The 18,074-nt window shown below is 68.1% G+C and carries 18 protein-coding genes and 1 tRNA gene; 13 read left to right on the top strand and 6 right to left on the bottom strand.

Annotated elements, in window-relative coordinates:
- The first annotated feature begins 40 nt into the window (after window positions 1–40).
- A complete protein-coding gene (locus ACSQ2G_RS18235) occupies window positions 41–373 on the top strand; it encodes a chorismate mutase (protein ID WP_436033275.1) in 333 nt (110 codons plus the stop codon).
- 118 nt (window positions 374–491) lie between these two features.
- Here the strand turns inward: ACSQ2G_RS18235 and ACSQ2G_RS18240 are convergent, their stop codons facing one another.
- The gene (locus ACSQ2G_RS18240) at window positions 492–1,322 is read right to left on the bottom strand and encodes a TIGR00266 family protein (RefSeq protein WP_436033277.1); all 831 of its coding nucleotides are present in this window, start codon (window positions 1,320–1,322) and stop codon (window positions 492–494) included.
- Between the two features lie 91 nt (window positions 1,323–1,413).
- The gene (locus tag ACSQ2G_RS18245) at window positions 1,414–1,752 is read right to left on the bottom strand and encodes an Hpt domain-containing protein (protein WP_028039954.1); all 339 of its coding nucleotides are present in this window, start codon (window positions 1,750–1,752) and stop codon (window positions 1,414–1,416) included.
- An 81-nt stretch (window positions 1,753–1,833) separates the two neighbouring features.
- Here ACSQ2G_RS18245 and ACSQ2G_RS18250 point away from each other — a divergent pair.
- Window positions 1,834–1,909, top strand: a tRNA-Lys gene (locus tag ACSQ2G_RS18250).
- Window positions 1,910–2,190: 281 nt separating this feature from the next.
- On the opposite strand, the gene ACSQ2G_RS18255 is transcribed toward ACSQ2G_RS18250, so the two are convergent.
- Window positions 2,191–2,364, bottom strand: a complete 174-nt coding sequence (locus ACSQ2G_RS18255) for a helix-turn-helix domain-containing protein (RefSeq protein ID WP_436033748.1) — start codon at window positions 2,362–2,364, stop codon at window positions 2,191–2,193.
- Window positions 2,365–2,532: 168 nt separating this feature from the next.
- Here ACSQ2G_RS18255 and ACSQ2G_RS18260 point away from each other — a divergent pair, with 168 nt between their 5' ends.
- From ACSQ2G_RS18260 to ACSQ2G_RS18280, 5 genes are all read left to right on the top strand, one after another.
- A complete protein-coding gene (locus tag ACSQ2G_RS18260; RefSeq protein ID WP_436033280.1) occupies window positions 2,533–4,068 on the top strand; it encodes a nucleoside hydrolase-like domain-containing protein in 1,536 nt (511 codons plus the stop codon).
- 26 nt (window positions 4,069–4,094) lie between these two features.
- Window positions 4,095–5,483 carry a glycoside hydrolase family 43 protein gene (locus ACSQ2G_RS18265; protein WP_436033282.1) on the top strand — a complete coding sequence of 463 codons (1,389 nt, stop codon included), beginning with the start codon at window positions 4,095–4,097 and terminating at the stop codon, window positions 5,481–5,483.
- A 304-nt stretch (window positions 5,484–5,787) separates the two neighbouring features.
- Entirely contained in the window at window positions 5,788–8,811 is a 3,024-nt protein-coding gene (locus ACSQ2G_RS18270) for a TonB-dependent receptor (protein ID WP_436033284.1), read from the top strand.
- 90 nt (window positions 8,812–8,901) lie between these two features.
- Window positions 8,902–9,837, top strand: a complete 936-nt coding sequence (locus ACSQ2G_RS18275) for an alpha/beta fold hydrolase (protein ID WP_436033286.1) — start codon at window positions 8,902–8,904, stop codon at window positions 9,835–9,837.
- Window positions 9,834–10,316 (top strand): cupin domain-containing protein, encoded by a 483-nt coding sequence (locus ACSQ2G_RS18280; protein WP_436033288.1) that lies wholly within the window; start codon window positions 9,834–9,836, stop codon window positions 10,314–10,316. The genes ACSQ2G_RS18275 and ACSQ2G_RS18280 overlap by 4 nt, the downstream gene beginning before the upstream one ends.
- 59 nt (window positions 10,317–10,375) lie before the next feature.
- Here ACSQ2G_RS18280 and ACSQ2G_RS18285 read toward each other — a convergent pair whose 3' ends face one another.
- The 3 genes from ACSQ2G_RS18285 to ACSQ2G_RS18295 form a co-directional block, all read right to left on the bottom strand.
- Window positions 10,376–10,987 (bottom strand): hydrolase, encoded by a 612-nt coding sequence (locus ACSQ2G_RS18285; protein ID WP_436033290.1) that lies wholly within the window; start codon window positions 10,985–10,987, stop codon window positions 10,376–10,378.
- Between the two features lie 120 nt (window positions 10,988–11,107).
- Window positions 11,108–12,136, bottom strand: coding sequence for a FecR family protein (locus tag ACSQ2G_RS18290; protein WP_436033292.1), 1,029 nt, complete (start codon window positions 12,134–12,136; stop codon window positions 11,108–11,110).
- The gene (locus ACSQ2G_RS18295; protein WP_436033294.1) at window positions 12,133–12,660 is read right to left on the bottom strand and encodes an RNA polymerase sigma factor; all 528 of its coding nucleotides are present in this window, start codon (window positions 12,658–12,660) and stop codon (window positions 12,133–12,135) included. Before ACSQ2G_RS18295 ends, ACSQ2G_RS18290 begins: the two co-directional genes overlap by 4 nt.
- A 238-nt stretch (window positions 12,661–12,898) precedes the next feature.
- On the opposite strand from ACSQ2G_RS18295, the gene ACSQ2G_RS18300 reads away from it, so the two are divergent.
- The 6 genes from ACSQ2G_RS18300 to ACSQ2G_RS18325 all read left to right on the top strand — a co-directional run bounded on the left by ACSQ2G_RS18300 (window position 12,899) and on the right by ACSQ2G_RS18325 (window position 18,040).
- Window positions 12,899–13,666 carry an alpha/beta fold hydrolase gene (locus ACSQ2G_RS18300; protein ID WP_436033296.1) on the top strand — a complete coding sequence of 256 codons (768 nt, stop codon included), beginning with the start codon at window positions 12,899–12,901 and terminating at the stop codon, window positions 13,664–13,666.
- A 264-nt stretch (window positions 13,667–13,930) separates the two neighbouring features.
- Entirely contained in the window at window positions 13,931–14,866 is a 936-nt protein-coding gene (locus tag ACSQ2G_RS18305; protein WP_436033298.1) for an efflux RND transporter permease subunit, read from the top strand.
- Window positions 14,857–15,030, top strand: coding sequence for a hypothetical protein (locus ACSQ2G_RS18310; protein WP_436033300.1), 174 nt, complete (start codon window positions 14,857–14,859; stop codon window positions 15,028–15,030). Before ACSQ2G_RS18305 ends, ACSQ2G_RS18310 begins: the two co-directional genes overlap by 10 nt.
- A 117-nt stretch (window positions 15,031–15,147) precedes the next feature.
- Window positions 15,148–15,834, top strand: a complete 687-nt coding sequence (locus tag ACSQ2G_RS18315; RefSeq protein ID WP_436033302.1) for a hypothetical protein — start codon at window positions 15,148–15,150, stop codon at window positions 15,832–15,834.
- Window positions 15,835–15,914: 80 nt separating this feature from the next.
- Complete coding sequence (locus tag ACSQ2G_RS18320; RefSeq protein ID WP_436033304.1) at window positions 15,915–16,547, top strand: glutathione S-transferase family protein; 633 nt, start codon at window positions 15,915–15,917, stop codon at window positions 16,545–16,547.
- A 41-nt stretch (window positions 16,548–16,588) separates the two neighbouring features.
- Window positions 16,589–18,040 carry an acetyl-CoA acetyltransferase gene (locus ACSQ2G_RS18325; protein WP_436033305.1) on the top strand — a complete coding sequence of 484 codons (1,452 nt, stop codon included), beginning with the start codon at window positions 16,589–16,591 and terminating at the stop codon, window positions 18,038–18,040.
- Window positions 18,041–18,074 lie beyond the last annotated feature (34 nt).

Here is an 18,074-nt window from a genome sequence, read left to right on the forward strand (position 1 = left end):
TGGGATGGTCCCAGCCACTCAAAACGGCTTAAAGGGGCGCATGATCAAGACGACTCTCAACGTCGACGAGCGCCTCGCCCCCGCCGACTGCCAGACGATGCTCGACGTCCGCCAGGGCGTCGACGCCCTGGACCGGGCGCTGGTGGCGCTGCTGACCGAGCGCCAGGGCTACATGGACGCCGCCGCCCGCATCAAGGCCGACCGCGCCAAGGTGTTCGACCGCGCGCGCATCGAGGACGTGGTCGACAAGGTCAAGGCCGCCGCCCGCGAGTCGGGCCTGTCGGAAGCCATCGCCGAGCCCGTCTGGCGCACGCTGATCGACCGCTGCATCGCCTATGAGTACGACAGCTGGGATCGGACGAAGGGGGCGTAAGACCCCCTCCGGCCCTCCGGGCCACCTCCCCCAGAGGGGGAGGATCTTGGTCGACGCCGCGTTAGATGCTCCCCCTCTGGGGGAGCTGTCGCGAAGCGACTGAGGGGGTTTTCGCCCCCTACCGATTCCCGCCGATCAGGTCCCCAAGCTCCCCCAGGATCGAACCCTCGCCGCGATTGCCGCCCTGGCCGCCGGCCGCCGCCATCATTCGTCCCGCCAGGCGCGAGAACGGCAGGGACTGGATCCACACCTTGCCCGGTCCGCGCAGGCGGGCGAAGAACAGGCCCTCGCCGCCGAACAGCACACTGCGCACGCCGCCGGCCGTGACCAGGTCGAAGTCGACACCCGGCGTGTAGGCGGCCAGGCAGCCGGTATCGACGTGCAGCTCCTCGCCGGCCTTAAGCTCGCGCTCGACCAGCGTGCCGCCCATCTGGACGAACACCCAGCCGTCGCCGTCCAGGCGCTGCATGATGAAGCCCTCGCCGCCGAACAGGCCGGTCATGATCCGCTTCTGGAAATGGACGCCGATCGACACGCCCCGCGCCGCGGCCAGGAAGCTGTCCTTCTGGCAGATCAGGCTCCCGCCCAGCTGGCCCAGGTTCAGCGGCAGGATCGAACCGGGCGTCGGCGAGGCGAAGGCCACGCGCGCCTTGCCCGAACCGGTGTGCGTAAAAACGGTGGTGAACAGGCTCTCGCCGGTGACCAGGCGCTTGCCCGCCCCCAGCAGCTTGCCCATGAAGCCGCCGCCCGTGTCGCCCGAGCCGTCGCCAAACACCGTGGTCATCTGGACACTGGCGTCCTTCCAGACGAACGACCCGGCCTCGGCCACGGCGCTCTCGCCGGGATCGAGCTCGATCTCCAGGAACTGCAGCTCCTGGCCCTTGATCTCGAAATCGACGTCGTCGGCGACGCTGGCGCTGCGCTGGTGCGACCAGGGGCTGTTGGTCATGGTCGAAGGGTCTCCTGTTGAGGCGTCCGCAGCCTAGGCGAGCGCCGCGTGGCAAGCCAATTACAGGTTCGTAAGCTGGCGGCCGAGGCGGCTACCCCTTCAACGACCGCAACGCCCGCTCGTGGGCGTAGGCGGCGATGTCCAGCAGCGCCGCGTCCAGGGCGTTGCGCACCTCGCCCAAGCTCCTGGTCCCGGCCTCGGCCTCGGCGCAGACGTCACCCAAGGCGAAGGCTCCCACGCCCCGCGCCGCGCCCTTCACCGTATGGACCGCGTCCATCCAGCCCGGATGGCTCTTGTCGAGCATCGGCGTCCACAGCGCGGCCTGTTCCCGGAACAGCGCCAGCACCTCGTCGATGACCGTGGAATCATCCAGCGCGAACCCTTCCAGATAGGCGAAATCCACGGCTCCGCTGATATCTCGTCTGGCCAAAAAATAGTCCCTTGCGTTCCAAGATTCTTTGCGTATGTTCCGCGCCTCGCCGCCGAGGCAAACCACCGCTTCGGGCCGCGCGGGCGCATAGCTCAGTTGGTAGAGCAGCTGACTCTTAATCAGCGGGTCGTAGGTTCGAATCCTACTGCGCCCACCATTTCCCAAGTATTTTCAGCAGCTTGCTTTTTTGTAGCTTCTGGAAATGCTCGGTGTGGATTTGCCATCCACAACTCGGCGTTCCCAATGATTTCAGCATCGCTTCGCGGTCTCCGTTTGGCGCCAGTCCGTGGCGTTCGCACCATGGCGCATGAATGGGCACGCGAGCATTCCGCCTGAACTGCCTCCAAAGTTCCCTCGAAACCTAGTTTGCCGAGAATAGAGAGTTCACCTTTTTGACGGGACAGGCGCTCAGGCGATTGGGGACCTGAAGCCCCCTCCCTAAAGCGCGAGCCCATCGACCGCCAACACCTTCGCAAACTTCTCGACCATGGCCAACCTTGGATTGCGTGTCCCACGCTCGATCTGTCCGACATAGGTATGGGCAAGCCAACCTCCTCGCCCAGCGCCTCTAAGGCTCTTCGGCTGGGAAGGTTCACCATGTGCGTCCCGCATTTTGCCCAGCGATGGAATCACGCTTCGCGTTGATCGATGGTTGCGGTACCAATAGTCAGACAAAAGCGATAAGACGTTAGGGGGTTCAATGATTGGCCGCTGCTGCACTCGCGACGCTCGCCAGGCCTCGGTGATCGCCAAATCCAACGACCAGCGCGTAGCGGCCAAATGAAAGGCGCGACGGATCTATTCGCGGTCGGGCGGACGCCTGGCGCCGACGCCCAAGCCGGCCAGGACGGACGACAGGACAAACGCCCTCGCAAACTGACGAGGCTGCTTGCGATCGCCGCCACCCTCGCCGCCTTCGCCTGGCCCGTGGCCGCTCAGGCGCCGCTTCCGGCGCCACCGGAACGCCAGCGCATGATCGTGCTGAGCGACATCGAGGCCGATCCCGACGACACCCAATCCTTCGTGCGGCTCATGCTCTACGCCAACCAGATCGACCTGGAAGGGCTGGTGGCCACGACATCGATCCACATGAAGACCTCGACGCATCCGGAGTCGATCCGCCGCATCATCCAGGCCTATGCCAAGGTCCGCCCGAACCTGGCCAAGCACGAGGCCGGTTTCCCGACGCCCGACCGGCTCGCCGCGCTCGTGAGCGAGGGGCAACCAGGCTACGGCATGGCCGCGGTCGGGACGGGCAAGGACACCGTCGGGTCGCGGCTGATCATCCAGGCGCTGGAGCGCGACGATCCACGCCCGCTCTGGATCTCGGTATGGGGCGGCGTCAACACACTGGCCCAGGCCCTCCACACGATCCGCGAGACGCGCCCGCCCGAAGCGGCCCGCCGCCTGATCGCCAAGCTACGGGTCTATACGATCTCGGACCAGGACGATGGCGGGCCCTGGATCCGGCGGAACTTTCCCGAGATCTTCTATGTCGTCAGCCCCGGCGGCTATGGCGCGGGAACCTGGACCGGCATTCACACGGTCATCGACGGAGCCGACAACCGCACGGTCAGCAACAGTTGGCTGCGCGACAACATCCAGCAGGGCCATGGACCGCTGGGCGCGACCTACCCTGACGTCTCCTATGGCATGGAAGGCGACACGCCGGCCTTCCTGTCGCTGATCCCCAACGGTTTGAGCGATCCCGAACACCCCGATTGGGGCGGATGGGGCGGCCGCTACGAGCTCTATACGCCGGCCGTCGCCACCACCGATCCGAGCGGTTTCAGCGGGGTGACCATCGAGCCGGAGACCCGGCCGATCTGGACCAATGCGATCGATACGTTCGCGCCTCAGGTCGCCCAGGACTTTGGCCGCGCTCACGCGACGGCGGAGCGAGCGAAGGACTTCCGCGCCGGAATCTGGCGCTGGCGCGACGATTTCCAGAACGATTTCGCCGCGCGGATGGATTGGACGACGCAGCCGTTCGCACAGGCCAATCACCCGCCGGAGGTGAGACTCGCGCACCCCGACCGATTGACCGTGAAATCGGGCCAGCGCTTCGTCCTGAGCGCGGTCGACAGCACCGATCCCGATGGCGACAGCCTGAGCTTCCAATGGCTGCACTATCAGGAGGTCGGCCACTGGCAGTCGGTGATCCCCAACGGCATCGCCGCCAACATCCATACGGTCGATTTCACCGCGCCCACCGTCACCGCGCCGCGTGAGGCCCACTTCATCGTTCGGGTCACCGACAAGGGCGCCCCGCCCCTCACGCGCTACAAGCGGGTGATCGTGACCATCACGCCCTGAACCAACGCCAGCCTGGATCACCGTCTATGCTCTTGAGACCTGTCCTTTTCGCGCTTGCCGTGCTGGCGATCGGCCTGCCCGCCGCCAAGGCGCGGGCCGACAATCCGATCATCCAGACGCGCTTTACCGCCGATCCGGCGCCGCTGGTGCATGACGGCGTCGTCTATCTCTACACCAGCCATGACGAGGACGACGCCGAGGGCTTCAAGATGCTCGACTGGCGGCTCTATAGCTCGACGGACATGGTCAACTGGACCGACCGGGGCGCCGTGGCCTCGCTCAAGACCTTCCCCTGGGCGGTGCAGACTAACGACGCCTGGGCGCCGCAGGTGATCGCCCGCGACGGCAAGTTCTATCTCTACGTGCCGATCAGCGTCGCCGGATCGCCCAAGAACGTCATCGCCGTGGCGGTGGCGGACAATCCCGCGGGACCGTTCAAGGACGCGCTCGGCAAGCCGCTGATCGGGCCGGGTCGCGACAACATCGATCCCACCGCGTGGATCGACGACGACGGCCAAGCCTATCTCTACTGGGGCAATCCGAACCTTTGGCACGTCAAGCTGAACAAGGACATGGTGTCCTATTCCGGACCCATCACCAAGATCGAGCCTGGTATCGGCGACTATCAGGAGGGACCGTGGTTCTATAAGCGCCAGGGCCGCTACTACATGGCCTTCGCCTCGGCCTGCTGCCCGGAGGGAATAGGCTATGCGATGCGCGACAAGCCGACAGGGCCCTGGACCTACAAGGGTCCGATCATGGACCATGACCCGCGCGCGACCGGCAATCATCCGGGCGTCATCGACTATAAGGGCGGTTCCTACCTCTTCGGCTTCAGCTACGAGCACAATTTCGCGCTGACGCCGATCCATCACGAGCGCCGATCCGTGTCGGTGGCCAAGTTCGACTACAACGCCGACGGGACCATTCCGAACCTGGGCTGGTGGGACAAGACCAGCGCGCCGCAGGTCGGCACGCTGAACCCCTACAGGCGGGTCGAGGCCGAGACGATCGCCTGGACCTCCCGCCTCAAGCGCGATCGTGACCGGTCGTACGCCTGGGCGCCGGGCGTGACAACGGCGCAGGACGATCGCGCGGGGGTGTATGTCACGCGGATCACCGACCGCACCTACATCAAGGTCGCCGGCGTCGATTTTGGCCAGGCCGGCGCCAAGACCTTTGTCGCCAGCCTGGCCAACGAACGGCCCGGCGGGGCCATCGAGCTAAGGCTCGACAGGGTCGACGGCCCGATGATCGGCACGGTGCAGGTCGGAGCGACCGGCGCGGCGGGCCGATGGCATGAGCGGAGCACCCCCGTCTCGGCGGCGACGGGCGTGCGTGACCTGTTCCTGGTGTTCAAGGGCTCGGGCGACAACGCGATGTTCGATTTCGACTACTGGCGCTTCGAGCAGTGATGACCACGCGACGGCAGGACAGGTGAAGGCGCATTGGACAATTGCAGCGGCGATCGCCCTGTTCGCGGCCGCCCCTGCATTCGCGGGGCAGCCGTCGCGCAATGGTCAAGCTCGAGTCGCCCTTCGGCGTCGCAAAGCCGATAAGGGCACGCCATTGCCGGACGCCGAAAATTGCGCGACCTAGGATCCTTGACCGCGTAGCCTGAAGGAAGGCCCGTCGGCTCCTGCGCCTTTGGGGGAAGGTATGCGCTCGCATCGACATCGACGTCGACACTGGGCGAACGCTGGCGCTTTGCTGGTCGCGATGACGGCATGCGTCGCCCAGGCCGCGCCGATCCTCGTCGATGTTCGCGCCGGCCCCCTGCAGGACGCCCTGGCCGAGCTCGCGCGAGAGAACCACGCGGACGTTCTCTATTCGGCCGACCTGGTCCGGGGCCGGCGGACCCCGGCCGTCAAGGGCAGGCTCACCGCCGAACAGGCCGTCGCGCTCCTGCTGAACGGGTCCGGCGTCGGCTATCGGATCACGCCCGACGGCGTCTTCGTGCTTTTCGAACTGCCCAAGCGCGAGATCGCCGACCCGGGCGATGGCGCGATCTCAGAAGTGCTGGTGATCGGCCGACGCACCCAGAACGCCGATATCCGGCGCACCGAGAACGACATTCAGCCCTACCAAGTCGCGGGGCCACGCGACCTGGCTGTCGCGGTGCAGGACAATGTCGACCAGTATCTGCGGGAGCGTCTGCCGAGCAACGGCCGGGTGGTCTCGCCGGGTCAGCAGGTCAACAACACCGGCGCGCCCAATTCGGCGATCGACCTTCGCGGCGTCGGCTTGCAGAGAACCCTGGTGCTGGTCGACGGGCGGCGCCTGCCCAGCCTGCCGACTCAGATGACCGGGCTGGAACAGAGCGACATCAACGCCATCCCCCTCGGCGCGATCGAACGTATCGAGACCCTGACCGCCACGGCCGGCGGCATCCATGGCCCCACCGCCATCGGCGGGGTCGTCAATGTCGTCCTGAAACGCGACTACCGCGGCGCCGACCTGGCCGTGATCTCAGGCATGTCCAGTCGCGGCGACGCGGCCCGCGGGCGCCTCGAGGCTCGCCTGGGCTTCACGCCCGACCATGGAAGCACGGACGTGATGCTGTCGGCCTCCTACTCGGCGGCCGAGCGGCTCACCGTCGGCCAGCGTGATTACGCCCGGCGATCCCTGGAACTGCAGGCCAGGAACAATCCGGCCGAGTTCCTGCTGCAGACCCGGGCCGTCAACGCGATCACCGTCCGCAGCGCCCAGGGTGAGCCGCTGCGGCTGGACGCCGTCTATGGCGGAGCCGTCCTGGGCGGCAGCTACACCTTCCTGCCGATCGGCTTCCGGGGGACGGACCAGGAGAAGGCGGCCGTCCTGGCCGCCAACGCCGGGCGCCTGCCCACCGACCCAGCCTATGGCGACACCTCGCTGATCGCCGCGCCCGAGACCTATTCCATCCTGTTCAGCGCCCGTCGCCGGATCAGCGACCGGGTCGAAGCGTTCGTGGACGGTTTCGATCTCCACCAGCACGGACGCGTCGTCACGCCGAATCCCTACAATTCTCGAAGCATCAGCGCCGCCGACGCGCCCGGCAACCTGTTCGCCAACCCGGTCAGTTTCTACTTTCCTCTGCCGGACCTGGTCGAAGAAAAGACGACCACCACCGACGTCCGCCGCCTCACTGGAGGCCTGATCGCCACCCTGCCCCGAGGCTGGCGGGCGTCCGCCGACTATACGGTGGGCCGCGCGCTGCTGGACTCCCGGCGCGAGGGCCTGACCATGAGCTTCCGCATCGACGGCGCGCTGCGCAACGGCCTCGCTGGGGCGCGAGGCCAACCCCCGATCGTTCCGCTCGGCGACTTCGCCGCCCTGCAGTCGGCGGCCATGGCCTACACCGTTCCGACCGGCGCCTACGGCCGGTTCACCACCCAGTTCAGCAACGGGGTCGCACGCGCGGCGGGCCCTCTGGTCGCCCTCCCAGGCGGCCCCCTCACGGCCACGCTGCTGGCCGAGGTGCGACGCGAACGCATGCCTCAGACGGAGTATAGGCAGGTCAACGAAGTCTCGACGATCATCAGCGCCTCGCCAGACAGGGTTCAGCGGGTGACGTCCGGCTATGTCGAGCTGCGCGCGCCCTTGCTGTCGCGCGAGACCCCGATCGTCCCGGCGCGCGGCCTGGAGCTGCAGCTGGCCTTGCGGCGAGACGACATCAGGACGACCTTCCCCGACATCACCCAGACCGGCTTCGCCACCGTCCGGGTCATGACCGCCGTTCGCCACGAGGCGGACGTGTTCACCCTGGGCCTGCGCGCCTTTCCGGCCGACTGGCTGATGCTGCGCGCCAGCACGGCGACGGGCGAGTCGCCGCCGGACATGACCCATCTCCAGGAAATGGTCTTCGTGGCCCGAAATCCGGCCATCTATCCCTATACCGATCCCAAGCGCGGCGGGCGGCTGCTGGTGGCCGACGGCCCGTTTCTGTGGGGCCGCAGCGGGTGGCACGACATCGGCCAGGAGAAGGGCCTGACGCGATCGTTCGGGATGGTTTTCAACCCATCCGGCCGGACGGGGCCGCGCCTTTCGGTCGATGTGTCCCGTGTCGAGATCCGCGACGAGATCGGGCTGACCCTCCTCAGCGCCCAGCAGGTGCTCAACGCCGAAGAGCAGTATCCCAACCGCGTCGTCCGCGAACCCCTATCGGCGGCCGACGCCGCCCTCGGCTACACCGCCGGTCGGGTCACCGCCCTCTATACCGGGCTGGGGAACGTCGGGCGGACCGAGGCTGAAACGGTCGACGCGCAGTTGGACTGGACGCTGCCTCCGGTGCTCGACGGCGACACACGGCTTTACGGCGCCGCCACCTGGCAGCCGACGTTGCGAACCCGGCGCAGGCCGGACACGCCCTGGCTGGACCGCGTCGGCTATCGCGACGGTCCTTTGGCGTGGCGCGGCGACGCGGGCGTCCAGTGGGAGCGCGGGCCGCTGCTGGTGGACCTGAACATCCAGTATCTGGGGCGCTCGAGCCCGCTGTGGTCGGCCTATAGCGGGATCATCCAGACGACATCCCGGAACCAGGGACGGACCTATATTCCGTCGCGCGCCTATCTGGACCTCATCGCCCGCCGCCGGTTCGATTTCATGGCCGACCATGGGTTGCGGTCGTTCGATGTCCGCCTCTCCGTGCAGAACCTGTTTGACACCAGTCCGCCGATCGTCGCCGACCCCAATCACATGGGCTACGACTATCGGGGCGACCCACGTCGGCGGCGTTTCGAGCTCAGCCTCGCCGGCCGGTTCTGACATCGACGCTCGATGAGGGTTCTGCGCGAACCTGCGTTCCCCTTTGGTGAAGGCGTTCCACCGGACGCCCGGCACTCCGGAGGACAGCCCGTGTTCAAGTTCGCCCCTGTCGCCTTGGCGGCGTTGTTGCTTTCGACCTCCGTCCCAGTCTCCACGGCTTGGGCGCAGGTCAAACCGTTCCCCGCCGACTTCAGGACCCAGGAGATCGCGACCAACGGCGCAACGATCCATGTTCGGGTCGGCGGCCAGGGACCGGCCGTCGTGCTGCTGCACGGCTATGGCGAGACCGGCGACATGTGGGAGCCGATGGCCGTCGAGCTCGCCAAGGACCACACCGTCGTCGTGCCCGACCTGCGCGGCCTTGGCCTGTCGTCCAAGCCCCCTTCGGGCGGCTACGACAAGAAGACCCAAGGCGAGGACGTGGCTGGCGTGCTCGACGCCTTGAAGATCGCCAAGGTTGACCTGGTCACCCACGACATCGGCAACATGGTCGGCTACGCCTTCGCCGCTGAACACCGCGACCGTGTGAACCGTTTCGTGCTGATCGACGCGCCGCTGCCGGGCGTGGGGCCCTGGGAGGAGATCCTCAAGAACCCGCTGCTGTGGCACTTCCGGTTCGGCGGCCCCGACATGGAGCGCCTGGTGGCCGGCCGTGAGCGCATCTATCTCGACCGCTTCTGGAACGAGTTCTCGGCCACGCCCGCCCGCTTCACAGAAGCTTCGCGCCAACACTACGCCAAGCTCTACGCCCTGCCCGGCGCCATGCATGGCGGCTTCTCGCAGTTCGCCGCCTTCGACCAGGACGCCGTCGACAACAAGGCCTTCGTCGCTCAGGGCAAGCTGAACATGCCCGTCCTGGCCTTGGGCGGCGAGAAGTCGTTCGGGCCGATGATGGCCACGGTGATGCGCTATGCCGCCACCGACGTCACCGAAGGCGTGGTCCCCGATTCCGGCCACTGGATCATGGAAGAAAACCCCAAGGCGACCGTGGCGATGGTCCGCGACTTCCTGGACGCCAAGCCATGAGCCGCCGCCTCGCCTCCGCCGGCGCCGCGCTCCTGCTGATCGCCTGCGCCGGCCTCGCCTCGGCCCAGGAGCGCCTGCTGCGCCTCACCCCGTCGGACATCGAAGGCCTGGTCCAGGGCGGAGCCACGGCCGGAACCTCAGGCGTGGCCGGTATCCGCACGACGGTCCTCTTCGGTAACCCGACGAAGGCTGGTCCCTACACGATCGCGCTGCGGGCGCCGCCCAATGTCCGCATCGCCGCCCACAGCCATCGTGACGAGCGCACCGCCGTAGTCGTCGCGGGCCTCTGGCGGTTCGGCTATGGGCGCAAGGCGGACGAGAGCCTGGTCAAGATCCTCCCGCCCGGCAGCTTCTACAGCGAGCCGGCCGGGGTCGAGCACTTCGCCATGACCGGACCGGAAGGGGCGACGATCTACATCTCGGGCTACGGCCCCACGAGCACCGACTATGTCGAGGCGGCCAACGCGCCCAAGCCCTGACACCTAGCCTCGACGAGACTGGAAGCAAGGCCGCGAAGCCTTGCTCCCCTTCCGTTGGCTCAGTGGCCGACCGCGCGCAGGACGATGTCGGCGAAGCCCTCGGCGGTCGCCTTGCGGTTCCAGTCGCGCTGCAGCTCGCAGGCCACCTGGATCCAGCTGACCGGTTTGCCGCCGGCCTGGACGACGCGATCGAGACCCGCGCGGTGGGCCAGCTCCGAGGTGCCGCCGACCGCGTCCACCACCGCGAAAACCTCGAAGCCCTCGGCCAAGGCGTCCAGGGCCGGGAACGCCAGGCAGACCTCGGTCCAGAGCGCGACCATGATCAGCTTGTTGCGCCCCGTGGCCTTTACGGCCGCCACGAAGTCCTCGTCCTCCCAGGCGTTGATGGCGGTGCGATCGATCGGCCTCGCCTGCGGCAGGACGTCGGTGATGGCGGTGATGGTCGGGGTGTTCAGGCCCGTGGCCACGTTCACCGTGGTGAGCACGACCGGCAGGTCGAAGAGCCTGGCGGTCTTGGCCAGGTTCGTGACGTTGGCGATCAGCAGGCGCTTCTCCATCGTGACGATGGACGACACCTGGACCGGCTGGAAGTCGATGATCACCAGCGCCGCGTTCTGGGGCGTCAGCAGAGGGTCGACCAATGGGTCGCGGATAGTCTGGGGCGATGTCATGTCGGATCCTCGCTCATGGGTTTCGAGCGACGAAAGATGTCGGCGAGGGAGACCCCCAGGCCCGCGGCGCTCTACTAAGGAGAACGCAGCGTTTTCAAAAGTCCCCAGGAGAGACAGCACCTAGCGCCGCATCGAGACCAACTCATAGGTGTCGGCGTCGCGGGCGACCATTCTCACCGGCAGGACCTGCGATACCGAACGCCCGAACCGCTTGATGTCGCCGGTCTTGAAGACGCCGGTGATGCGCAAGGCCGCGACCTTGGGATCCTTGATGACGATCTGGGCCCGCGTGTAGCGATTCAGCACGCCGACCGCCTCGGACAGCGGCTGGTCGCGAAACTCCACCACGCCCTGCTTCCAGGCCAGGGCCTCGTCCAGATTGGCCGGCGTCACCTTGCCCTCCCCGCCCGCCTGGGCGGAGAAGGCTTGGCCGGGCGACAGTTTAGTTGGCGAGCCTCCGGGGGCCGAGCTCACTGATACGCTTCCCTCGGCCAGCACGACCCGCAAGACGCCCGACATCAGCCGCACGTCGAACTGGGTTCCCAGCGCGGTGACCTCCCGGCCGGCGGCCTGCACAGCGAAAGGGTGGGCGCGATCGTGGGCGACGTCGAAGAAGGCGTGGCCCTTCAGCAGGCGCACGTCGCGCCGGCCGCCGGCGAAGGCGACGTCGACCGCGCTGTCGGCGTCCAGGGTGACACGCGTGCCATCCGGCAGGTCGACAATGGATCTCTGTCCCCCGCCGGTGAGGTAGTCGGCGCGGCCGACGGCCGTCAGAGAGGCGGCCTCGTTGACGGCGACCTGGGTCGGCTTGGCGGCGTGGTCGAACCAGCCTTGCTGGGCGCCAAAGAACAAGGTCGCCGACACCGCTGCGACAGCGATCGAGGCCGCGACGAGCCGGGACCAGAACGGCTTGGCGGCGGGCTCGGGCCCGGCCTTCCTGGCCGCCCGCGCCATGGCGGCGATCAGGTCGCTGTCGTCGGCGTCGTCGAAGACGTCCCACATCTCGTCCGCCTGGGTCCAGGCGTCGCGGTTCTCCTGGCTCTCCTCCAGCCAGGCCGCGAACTGCTCGCGCTGGGGCGACTGGTCGAGGTCGTCGCGGGCCAGCCATCGGGCCGCGGCCTGGGCCGGGGTCAGGACTTCGCGGGTCATCGGACGCCTCCCGCATGGGCCATCAGATGCTCGATGGCGCGAACCATGTGCTTTTCGACCGCGCTGACCGACAGCCCAAGCTGGTTGGCGATGGCCTGGTGGCGAAGGCCGTCGATCCGGCGGAGCAGGAAGATTGTCCGCGTGCGTTCGGGCATGGTCATCAGGGCGGCGGCGGCGGCGTTCAAGGCCTGTTTGCCGGCATAGATGCGGGCGGGATCGAAATCCTGCTCGGCCTGAAGGTCGGGGTCCAGCGCCACATGCTGGTCGGCGTGCCTGACCGTGCGGCGGCGATGGCGGTCGGCCAGCACGCTGGCGGCGATCTGGAAGATGTAGGCGCTGGCGTGGTCGGCATGGTCGGGCGTGCCGCGCACCGTCAGGCGCAGAAAGACCTCCTGCACCAGATCCTCCACCTCGCCGGCGTTGCGGATCCGGCGGCGGAAATAGGCGGCCAGGGGGCCGCGCATCGCCGCGGCCTGCCGGGCGAAGGCGTCCGCGCGCGCGGCGGCGTCGGAAACGTCGCTCATGGGCCCCTCTCGCGCCATTCCCATCAGAGACTCCGCCTTCTGTCCAACGACCAAGGGGCATCGGTTGTCGGGAAGGCAGAACGCAGCCCCGGTCGAAGTCCTCACCTTCGCGGCCCTCGGCGGGTGAGGATTTTTCGGCGACCTGCGTTCGACCCAGACAGGACGAGGCCAATACGGCCGTCCGCTGGAGCCGCAACCGCCGACGAGCGCTCTTCCCGCTCTCTCAAGGACATAGCCCATGACCCAGAAAGTGTTCGCCTTCGCCCTGGCCCTCGGCCTGGCGAGCCTCGCCACCGCTCATGCCCAGACCAAGCCGACGGTGGTCCTGGTCCATGGTGCCTTCGCCGACAGCAGCAGTTGGAACGGCGTCGTCGCCGACCTGACCCGCGACGGCTATCCGGTCGTGGCCGCCGCCAATCCCCTGCGCGGTCTTGCCAGCGACGCGGCCGCCGTGCGGACGGTGCTCGACGCAATCCCCGGCCCGGTGATCCTGGTCGGCCATTCCTATGGCGGCGCGGTGATCTCGGCCGCCAGCGACGGCGCGGCCAACGTCAAGGCCCTGGTCTATGTCGCGGCCTTCGCCCCCGAGGTCGGCGAGAGCATCTTCGACCTCTCCGGGAAGTTCCCGGGCGGCACCCTGCCCGATGCGCTGGACAGGCCTGTCGATCTGCCCGGCGGCGCCCACGACCTCTACATCCGGCAAGACAAATTTCCGGTCCAATTCGCCGCCGATGTCCCCCTGGCCCAAGCCAAGCTGATGGCCGTGGCCCAGCGGCCGCTGACCGACGCAGCCGGAGCTGAAAAGGCCGTAGCGACCGGCTGGAAGGCCATCCCTTCGTGGTGGACCTATGGCGAAGCCGACCGCAACATCCCGCCGGCCGCCATGAAATGGATGGCCGAGCGCGCCCGCGCCAAACAGGTCGTCGTCGTGCCCGGAGCCTCGCACGTCGTGATGATCTCCCACCCCCATGAGGTCGCCAGGCTGATCGAAGCGGCTTCGCATTGATCCGACGCGCGTTGGAAGGCGCGCCGCTTGAACGCTGCTGGCGGCATGCATCACCTGACACCAGCCAGTTGGCGGCCGGGCCGTCGCGGCGTCGCTCGCATGGGCGTCGGTGACCGAGGCTGACGGAACGAGCGGCGGCGGCGGTCTGACCAGCTTTGGCCCTGGCGTGGCGATCCGGCGCCTTGCCGGCGTCGCCGTCGCGGCGATGATGGACGCGCGCTCACCTTGGATCGGACTGAAAGGTCCGTGGCAGGTTTATCGCGCATGACGATCACGCCGGGCGCGCATCCTTTCGTCGCGCCGGTCGAGGAGGACCCGATGCGCCATCGCGTCAGAAGCCGGCATGCCGAGGCGTCCCGCCAGGAGGGCGGCGCTTCCCTGCTCTGGCTGTTGTTTCCCTCGGTGATCCTCGTCGTGGCCGCCGTCTTCATGGTCATCCAGCTCTTCGACCCCAACAGGACGGGACTGGCGTTCGCCGAGCACGTGGACCTCGCCCGCCTGGGTCGGGAGGCGAGCGACAACCTGCCCTGGCTTCTCATCCTGATGGGAATGATGATGGTGGGCATTCTGGCGGCGCTGCATCTGGGCTTGTGGCCCCTGCGCCAGATCTCCGAACGCGCCGGCGACATCGGTCCCGCCACGATCAACGAACTCCGGGGTGTCCGCGGCCTGTCGAACGTCACCTCGACGGCGAGCTTGGAGCAGCCGGAAATCGTCATCCGCCCCGACTTCCAGCGCGCCGCCGAACGCGGCGTGACCACCGAAGCTATCGGCGAGGCCGTGCGCATCGCCACGAGCGGCGATTTCGACTCCCAGGTGGCGCGCCTCAACCTCGACAATCGGCAGATCTTCATTCGAACCCGGATCGCCGACGCGACGCGCCGCGACCCATCCGCCATCGGCGCTCTCCGCGTCACCGGCCGTGACGGCCTCGTGCCGTTGGCCAGCGTGGACGATATCGCGTTCGAGAGCGGGCCCTCGCAGATCGATCGCTACGACCGCAGGCGTCACGTCGCGGTGTCCGCGGGACAGGGCGACATGCCGCTCGGCCAGGCCATGGCCAAGGTCCAGGCCCTTGAGGTCATTCGCACCCTGCCGCCAAGCGTCTCGCTGGTTCCCGCCGGCGGCGCCGAAATGGGCGAGGAGTCGGGCGCCGGATTTGTCACGGCGATGATCGCCGGCGTTCTTAGGTGGCGATGATCGCGGGCATGGCGCCGATCGCCCTGGGCCTTGGCGCCGTCGAAGCTTGGCTGGTGACCCACAGACTGACCGGTCGTCGGCCGGGCGAGTTCGACGAACTTGGCCTGGAGCCCGAATTTCCGGAGATTGCACACAGCCCAGCAATCGCGCTAGAGGCGTATTGAACCGCATCCGGGATCGGTATCCGCTCCACGTTCGCCGACACGGAAGACACCTTGCGACACCCTGGTCCCTTCGAACCCCGTCCACGCCTTCGCCCCGAGCGGGCCACGGCCTGGGTTGTGAGCTTCTGGATCCTCGCGCCGCTCAGCTCAGCTGGTTTGGCGGCGACTGTCGGGAGCCTGCCTCTCTCGACATGGTGGCAAGAAGCCATCGTTTGGACCTTCGTCAGCGTCGTGACCGTCGCGGCCCTGGCGCTGTCGATCTGGGGAACGGCGATCATTAAGACCTGGCTGAGGGAGCTGCCGGTATCGGGCTCCATCGTTTTTGGTCTTCCTCTCGTCGCGGTAAGCACTATCGCGACAGCCCAGTACATCGCCAGAACGCTGCCCACCGGCCCTGGCAACGGGATGACGCCCACCAACACGCAGACCGTCTCGACCTTTCTCGGCGTCTGGACCGTTCTGGTCGCCTACCAGGGAAAGTTCTTCTGGGACCGCGCGGTAGAGGCCTGGGAGAAGGATGGCCTGCGCAGCATCATTCCGGGGTTGAAACGCTTCAACCCGTTGTCCAAACACTTGGCGCGCGGGCGGCTAGCCGATCGGCAGGCGCACGCCTGGCTGGCTCTCAGAGCCGCCGGCCCGCTCGATGACGACGAGCGCAAGCGCTATCGGCGTTGGCGACGAGTAGGGCGCAACCGACGGGCGCTCGAAATGCGCGGCGACATGCGCGGCCCCCTAATAAAGGTCGCGATTTGCCTGACCATCCTGGTCGCCATCTGGATCCTGACACGGTTTCGCCACGGCTAAGAGACGGACGTAAGGGCACGATGGCTTCCGCGTCCGATCCGTCGGATGGTTCGCCGAACACGGCTTGGGAGGCAGCCAGGATGATCACCCTCTATCACTGTGTCGGCGCACGCTCGTTCCGGGCGCTGTGGGCCCTGGAAGAACTGGGCCTGCCCTACGCGCTGAAGCTGACGCCCTTCCCGCCGCGGTTCCGCGAGCCGGGCTACCTTGACCTCAACCCGCTGGGCACCACGCCGACCCTGATCGACGGCGACACCCTGATGAGCGAGTCGGCGGCGATCGGCGAGTACCTGGCCCGTCGTCACGGTCCCAGCGACCTGACCGTCGCGCCGGAAGAGCCTGGCTTCGGCGCCTATCTGAACTTCCTGCACATGGGCGAGGCCACCCTCACCTTCCCGCAGACCATCCACCTGCGCTACGCCGTATTCGAGCCTGAGGAACGCCGCCTGCCCCAGGCGGCGGCCGACTACGTGCAGTGGTTCCTGTCGCGGCTGAAGGCGGCCGCCAGGCTGCTGGTCGACAGCGGCTACGTCGCCGCCGGCCGTTTCACCATGGCGGACATCTCGGTGGCCTACGCCCTGAAGCTGGGCGAGCGACTGGGCTTTGCCGAAAGCTTTCCCGAAGCCTTCCGGGCTCACCTGGCGCGGATGAAGACCCGCGACGCCTACCAGCGCGCCCTGGTCGCCGAAAGCGCCGGGGAAGCCGTCCTGTGACACCGGACCGCATCCCTGTCATAGTCGGGGTCGGCGAAGCCTTGGATCGTCCCGCCGACCTGTCGCGGGCCCAGGAGCCCCTGGTCCTGATGGAAGCAGCCCTGCGCGCGGCCGACGCCGACGCGGGCGGCGGCTTCCTGGCCAGGATCGCCTCGCTGGACGTCGTCAACCTGCTGAGCTGGCGCTACGCCGACCCGGCGCGCCAGCTGTGCGCTCGCCTCGACATCGCCCCGACCCGCGCGGTCTACGGCCCGGTCGGCGGCGAGAGCCCGGTGCGGTTTCTGCACGAGGCCGCGATCCGCATCGCCCGGGGCGAGGCCGAGGTCTGCGCCGTGGTGGGGGCCGAGGCGCAGTGGAGCGTCACCAAGGCCCGCGCCGCCGGGGTCGATCTGCCCTGGACGCCCAAGCCGCCGGCCACGGGCGACGGACCGCGCATCGACGTCCATCCGCTGGCCCTGAAGCTGGGCGTCTTCCTGCCGGTCAGCGTCTATCCGTTCTATGAGAACGCCGCCGCCCATCACTGGGGCCAGACGCCGGCCCAGGCCCTGGCCGAGTCGGGCGCTCTGTGGTCGGCCTATGCGGCGGTGGCGGCCCGCCAGCCGAACGCCTGGATCCGGACGGCCTTCACGCCGGACCAGATCACCACCCCGCGCCCCGACAACCGCCCGATCGCCTGGCCCTATACCAAGCTGATGGTCGCCAACATGCAGGTGAACCAGGGGGCGGCGGTGATCCTGACCAGCCTGGCCTCCGCCCGGGCCGCGAGCGTCGCCGACGAGCGGCTGGTGTTCGTCTGGGGCGGGGCGGCGGCGCGCGAGCCCGGCGACTACCTGCAACGCGACCATTACCACGGCTCGGTGGCCCAGGAGGCGGTGCTGGAGGCCGCCGCCGGCATGGCGGCATCCAAGAACTCTGGCGGCTTCGACGCCCTGGAGCTCTACAGCTGCTTTCCCTGCGTGCCCAAGATGGCCCGGCGGACCCTGGGCCTCCCGGCGGAGGTGACGCCGACCGTGACCGGCGGCCTGACCTTCTTCGGGGCGCCGATGAACGACTACATGACCCACGCCGCCGTCGCCATGACCCGGCGGCTGCGCGACGGCGGCGTGGGTTTGCTCTACGGCCAGGGCGAGTTCGTCACCAAGCATCACGGCCTGGTGCTGGCCGACCGCCCCGCCATCGACGGCGGCAGGTCGCTGGAGGATGTTAGCGCCCAGGCCGCCGCCGACGCCCGCCGAGGCCCCGTCCCGGCCTTCGTGGAGGACGCGACGGGCAAGGCCGCGCTGGAGACCCACACGGTGCTCTACGACCGCGACGGCGCGCCGGCCCATGGCGTGGCCATCGTCCGCACGACGGACGGCGCCCGGGCCCTGGCGCGGGTCCCGGCCGCCGACGCCGAGACCCTGGCGGCCCTGACCGATCCCGACGCCTTCGCCGTCGGGCGGACCGGAACCCTACGCGCGGGCGGCGACGAGGTGCTGGACTGGCGGCTCTGAACCCGTGAACGCGGGCGGCGTTTCCTCAGGCGAA

Origin of the sequence: Caulobacter sp. LjRoot300, from assembly GCF_964253875.1 — a bacterium.
Lineage (GTDB): Bacteria > Pseudomonadota > Alphaproteobacteria > Caulobacterales > Caulobacteraceae > Caulobacter.

What these genes read in the sequence shown, in the direction of transcription:
- ACSQ2G_RS18270 (WP_436033284.1), top strand. Translation starts at nt 5,788, where the DNA reads ATGACGGCATGCGTCGCCCAGGCCGCGCCGATCCTCGTCGATGTTCGC.
- ACSQ2G_RS18300 (WP_436033296.1), top strand. Translation starts at nt 12,899, where the DNA reads ATGACCCAGAAAGTGTTCGCCTTCGCCCTGGCCCTCGGCCTGGCGAGC.
- ACSQ2G_RS18240 (WP_436033277.1), bottom strand. Translation starts at nt 1,322, where the DNA reads ATGACCAACAGCCCCTGGTCGCACCAGCGCAGCGCCAGCGTCGCCGAC.
- ACSQ2G_RS18285 (WP_436033290.1), bottom strand. Translation starts at nt 10,987, where the DNA reads ATGACATCGCCCCAGACTATCCGCGACCCATTGGTCGACCCTCTGCTG.
- ACSQ2G_RS18295 (WP_436033294.1), bottom strand. Translation starts at nt 12,660, where the DNA reads ATGAGCGACGTTTCCGACGCCGCCGCGCGCGCGGACGCCTTCGCCCGG.
- ACSQ2G_RS18235 (WP_436033275.1), top strand. Translation starts at nt 41, where the DNA reads ATGATCAAGACGACTCTCAACGTCGACGAGCGCCTCGCCCCCGCCGAC.
- ACSQ2G_RS18280 (WP_436033288.1), top strand. Translation starts at nt 9,834, where the DNA reads ATGAGCCGCCGCCTCGCCTCCGCCGGCGCCGCGCTCCTGCTGATCGCC.
- ACSQ2G_RS18320 (WP_436033304.1), top strand. Translation starts at nt 15,915, where the DNA reads ATGATCACCCTCTATCACTGTGTCGGCGCACGCTCGTTCCGGGCGCTG.
- ACSQ2G_RS18305 (WP_436033298.1), top strand. Translation starts at nt 13,931, where the DNA reads ATGACGATCACGCCGGGCGCGCATCCTTTCGTCGCGCCGGTCGAGGAG.
- ACSQ2G_RS18260 (WP_436033280.1), top strand. Translation starts at nt 2,533, where the DNA reads ATGAAAGGCGCGACGGATCTATTCGCGGTCGGGCGGACGCCTGGCGCC.
- ACSQ2G_RS18265 (WP_436033282.1), top strand. Translation starts at nt 4,095, where the DNA reads ATGCTCTTGAGACCTGTCCTTTTCGCGCTTGCCGTGCTGGCGATCGGC.
- ACSQ2G_RS18255 (WP_436033748.1), bottom strand. Translation starts at nt 2,364, where the DNA reads ATGCGGGACGCACATGGTGAACCTTCCCAGCCGAAGAGCCTTAGAGGC.
- ACSQ2G_RS18290 (WP_436033292.1), bottom strand. Translation starts at nt 12,136, where the DNA reads ATGACCCGCGAAGTCCTGACCCCGGCCCAGGCCGCGGCCCGATGGCTG.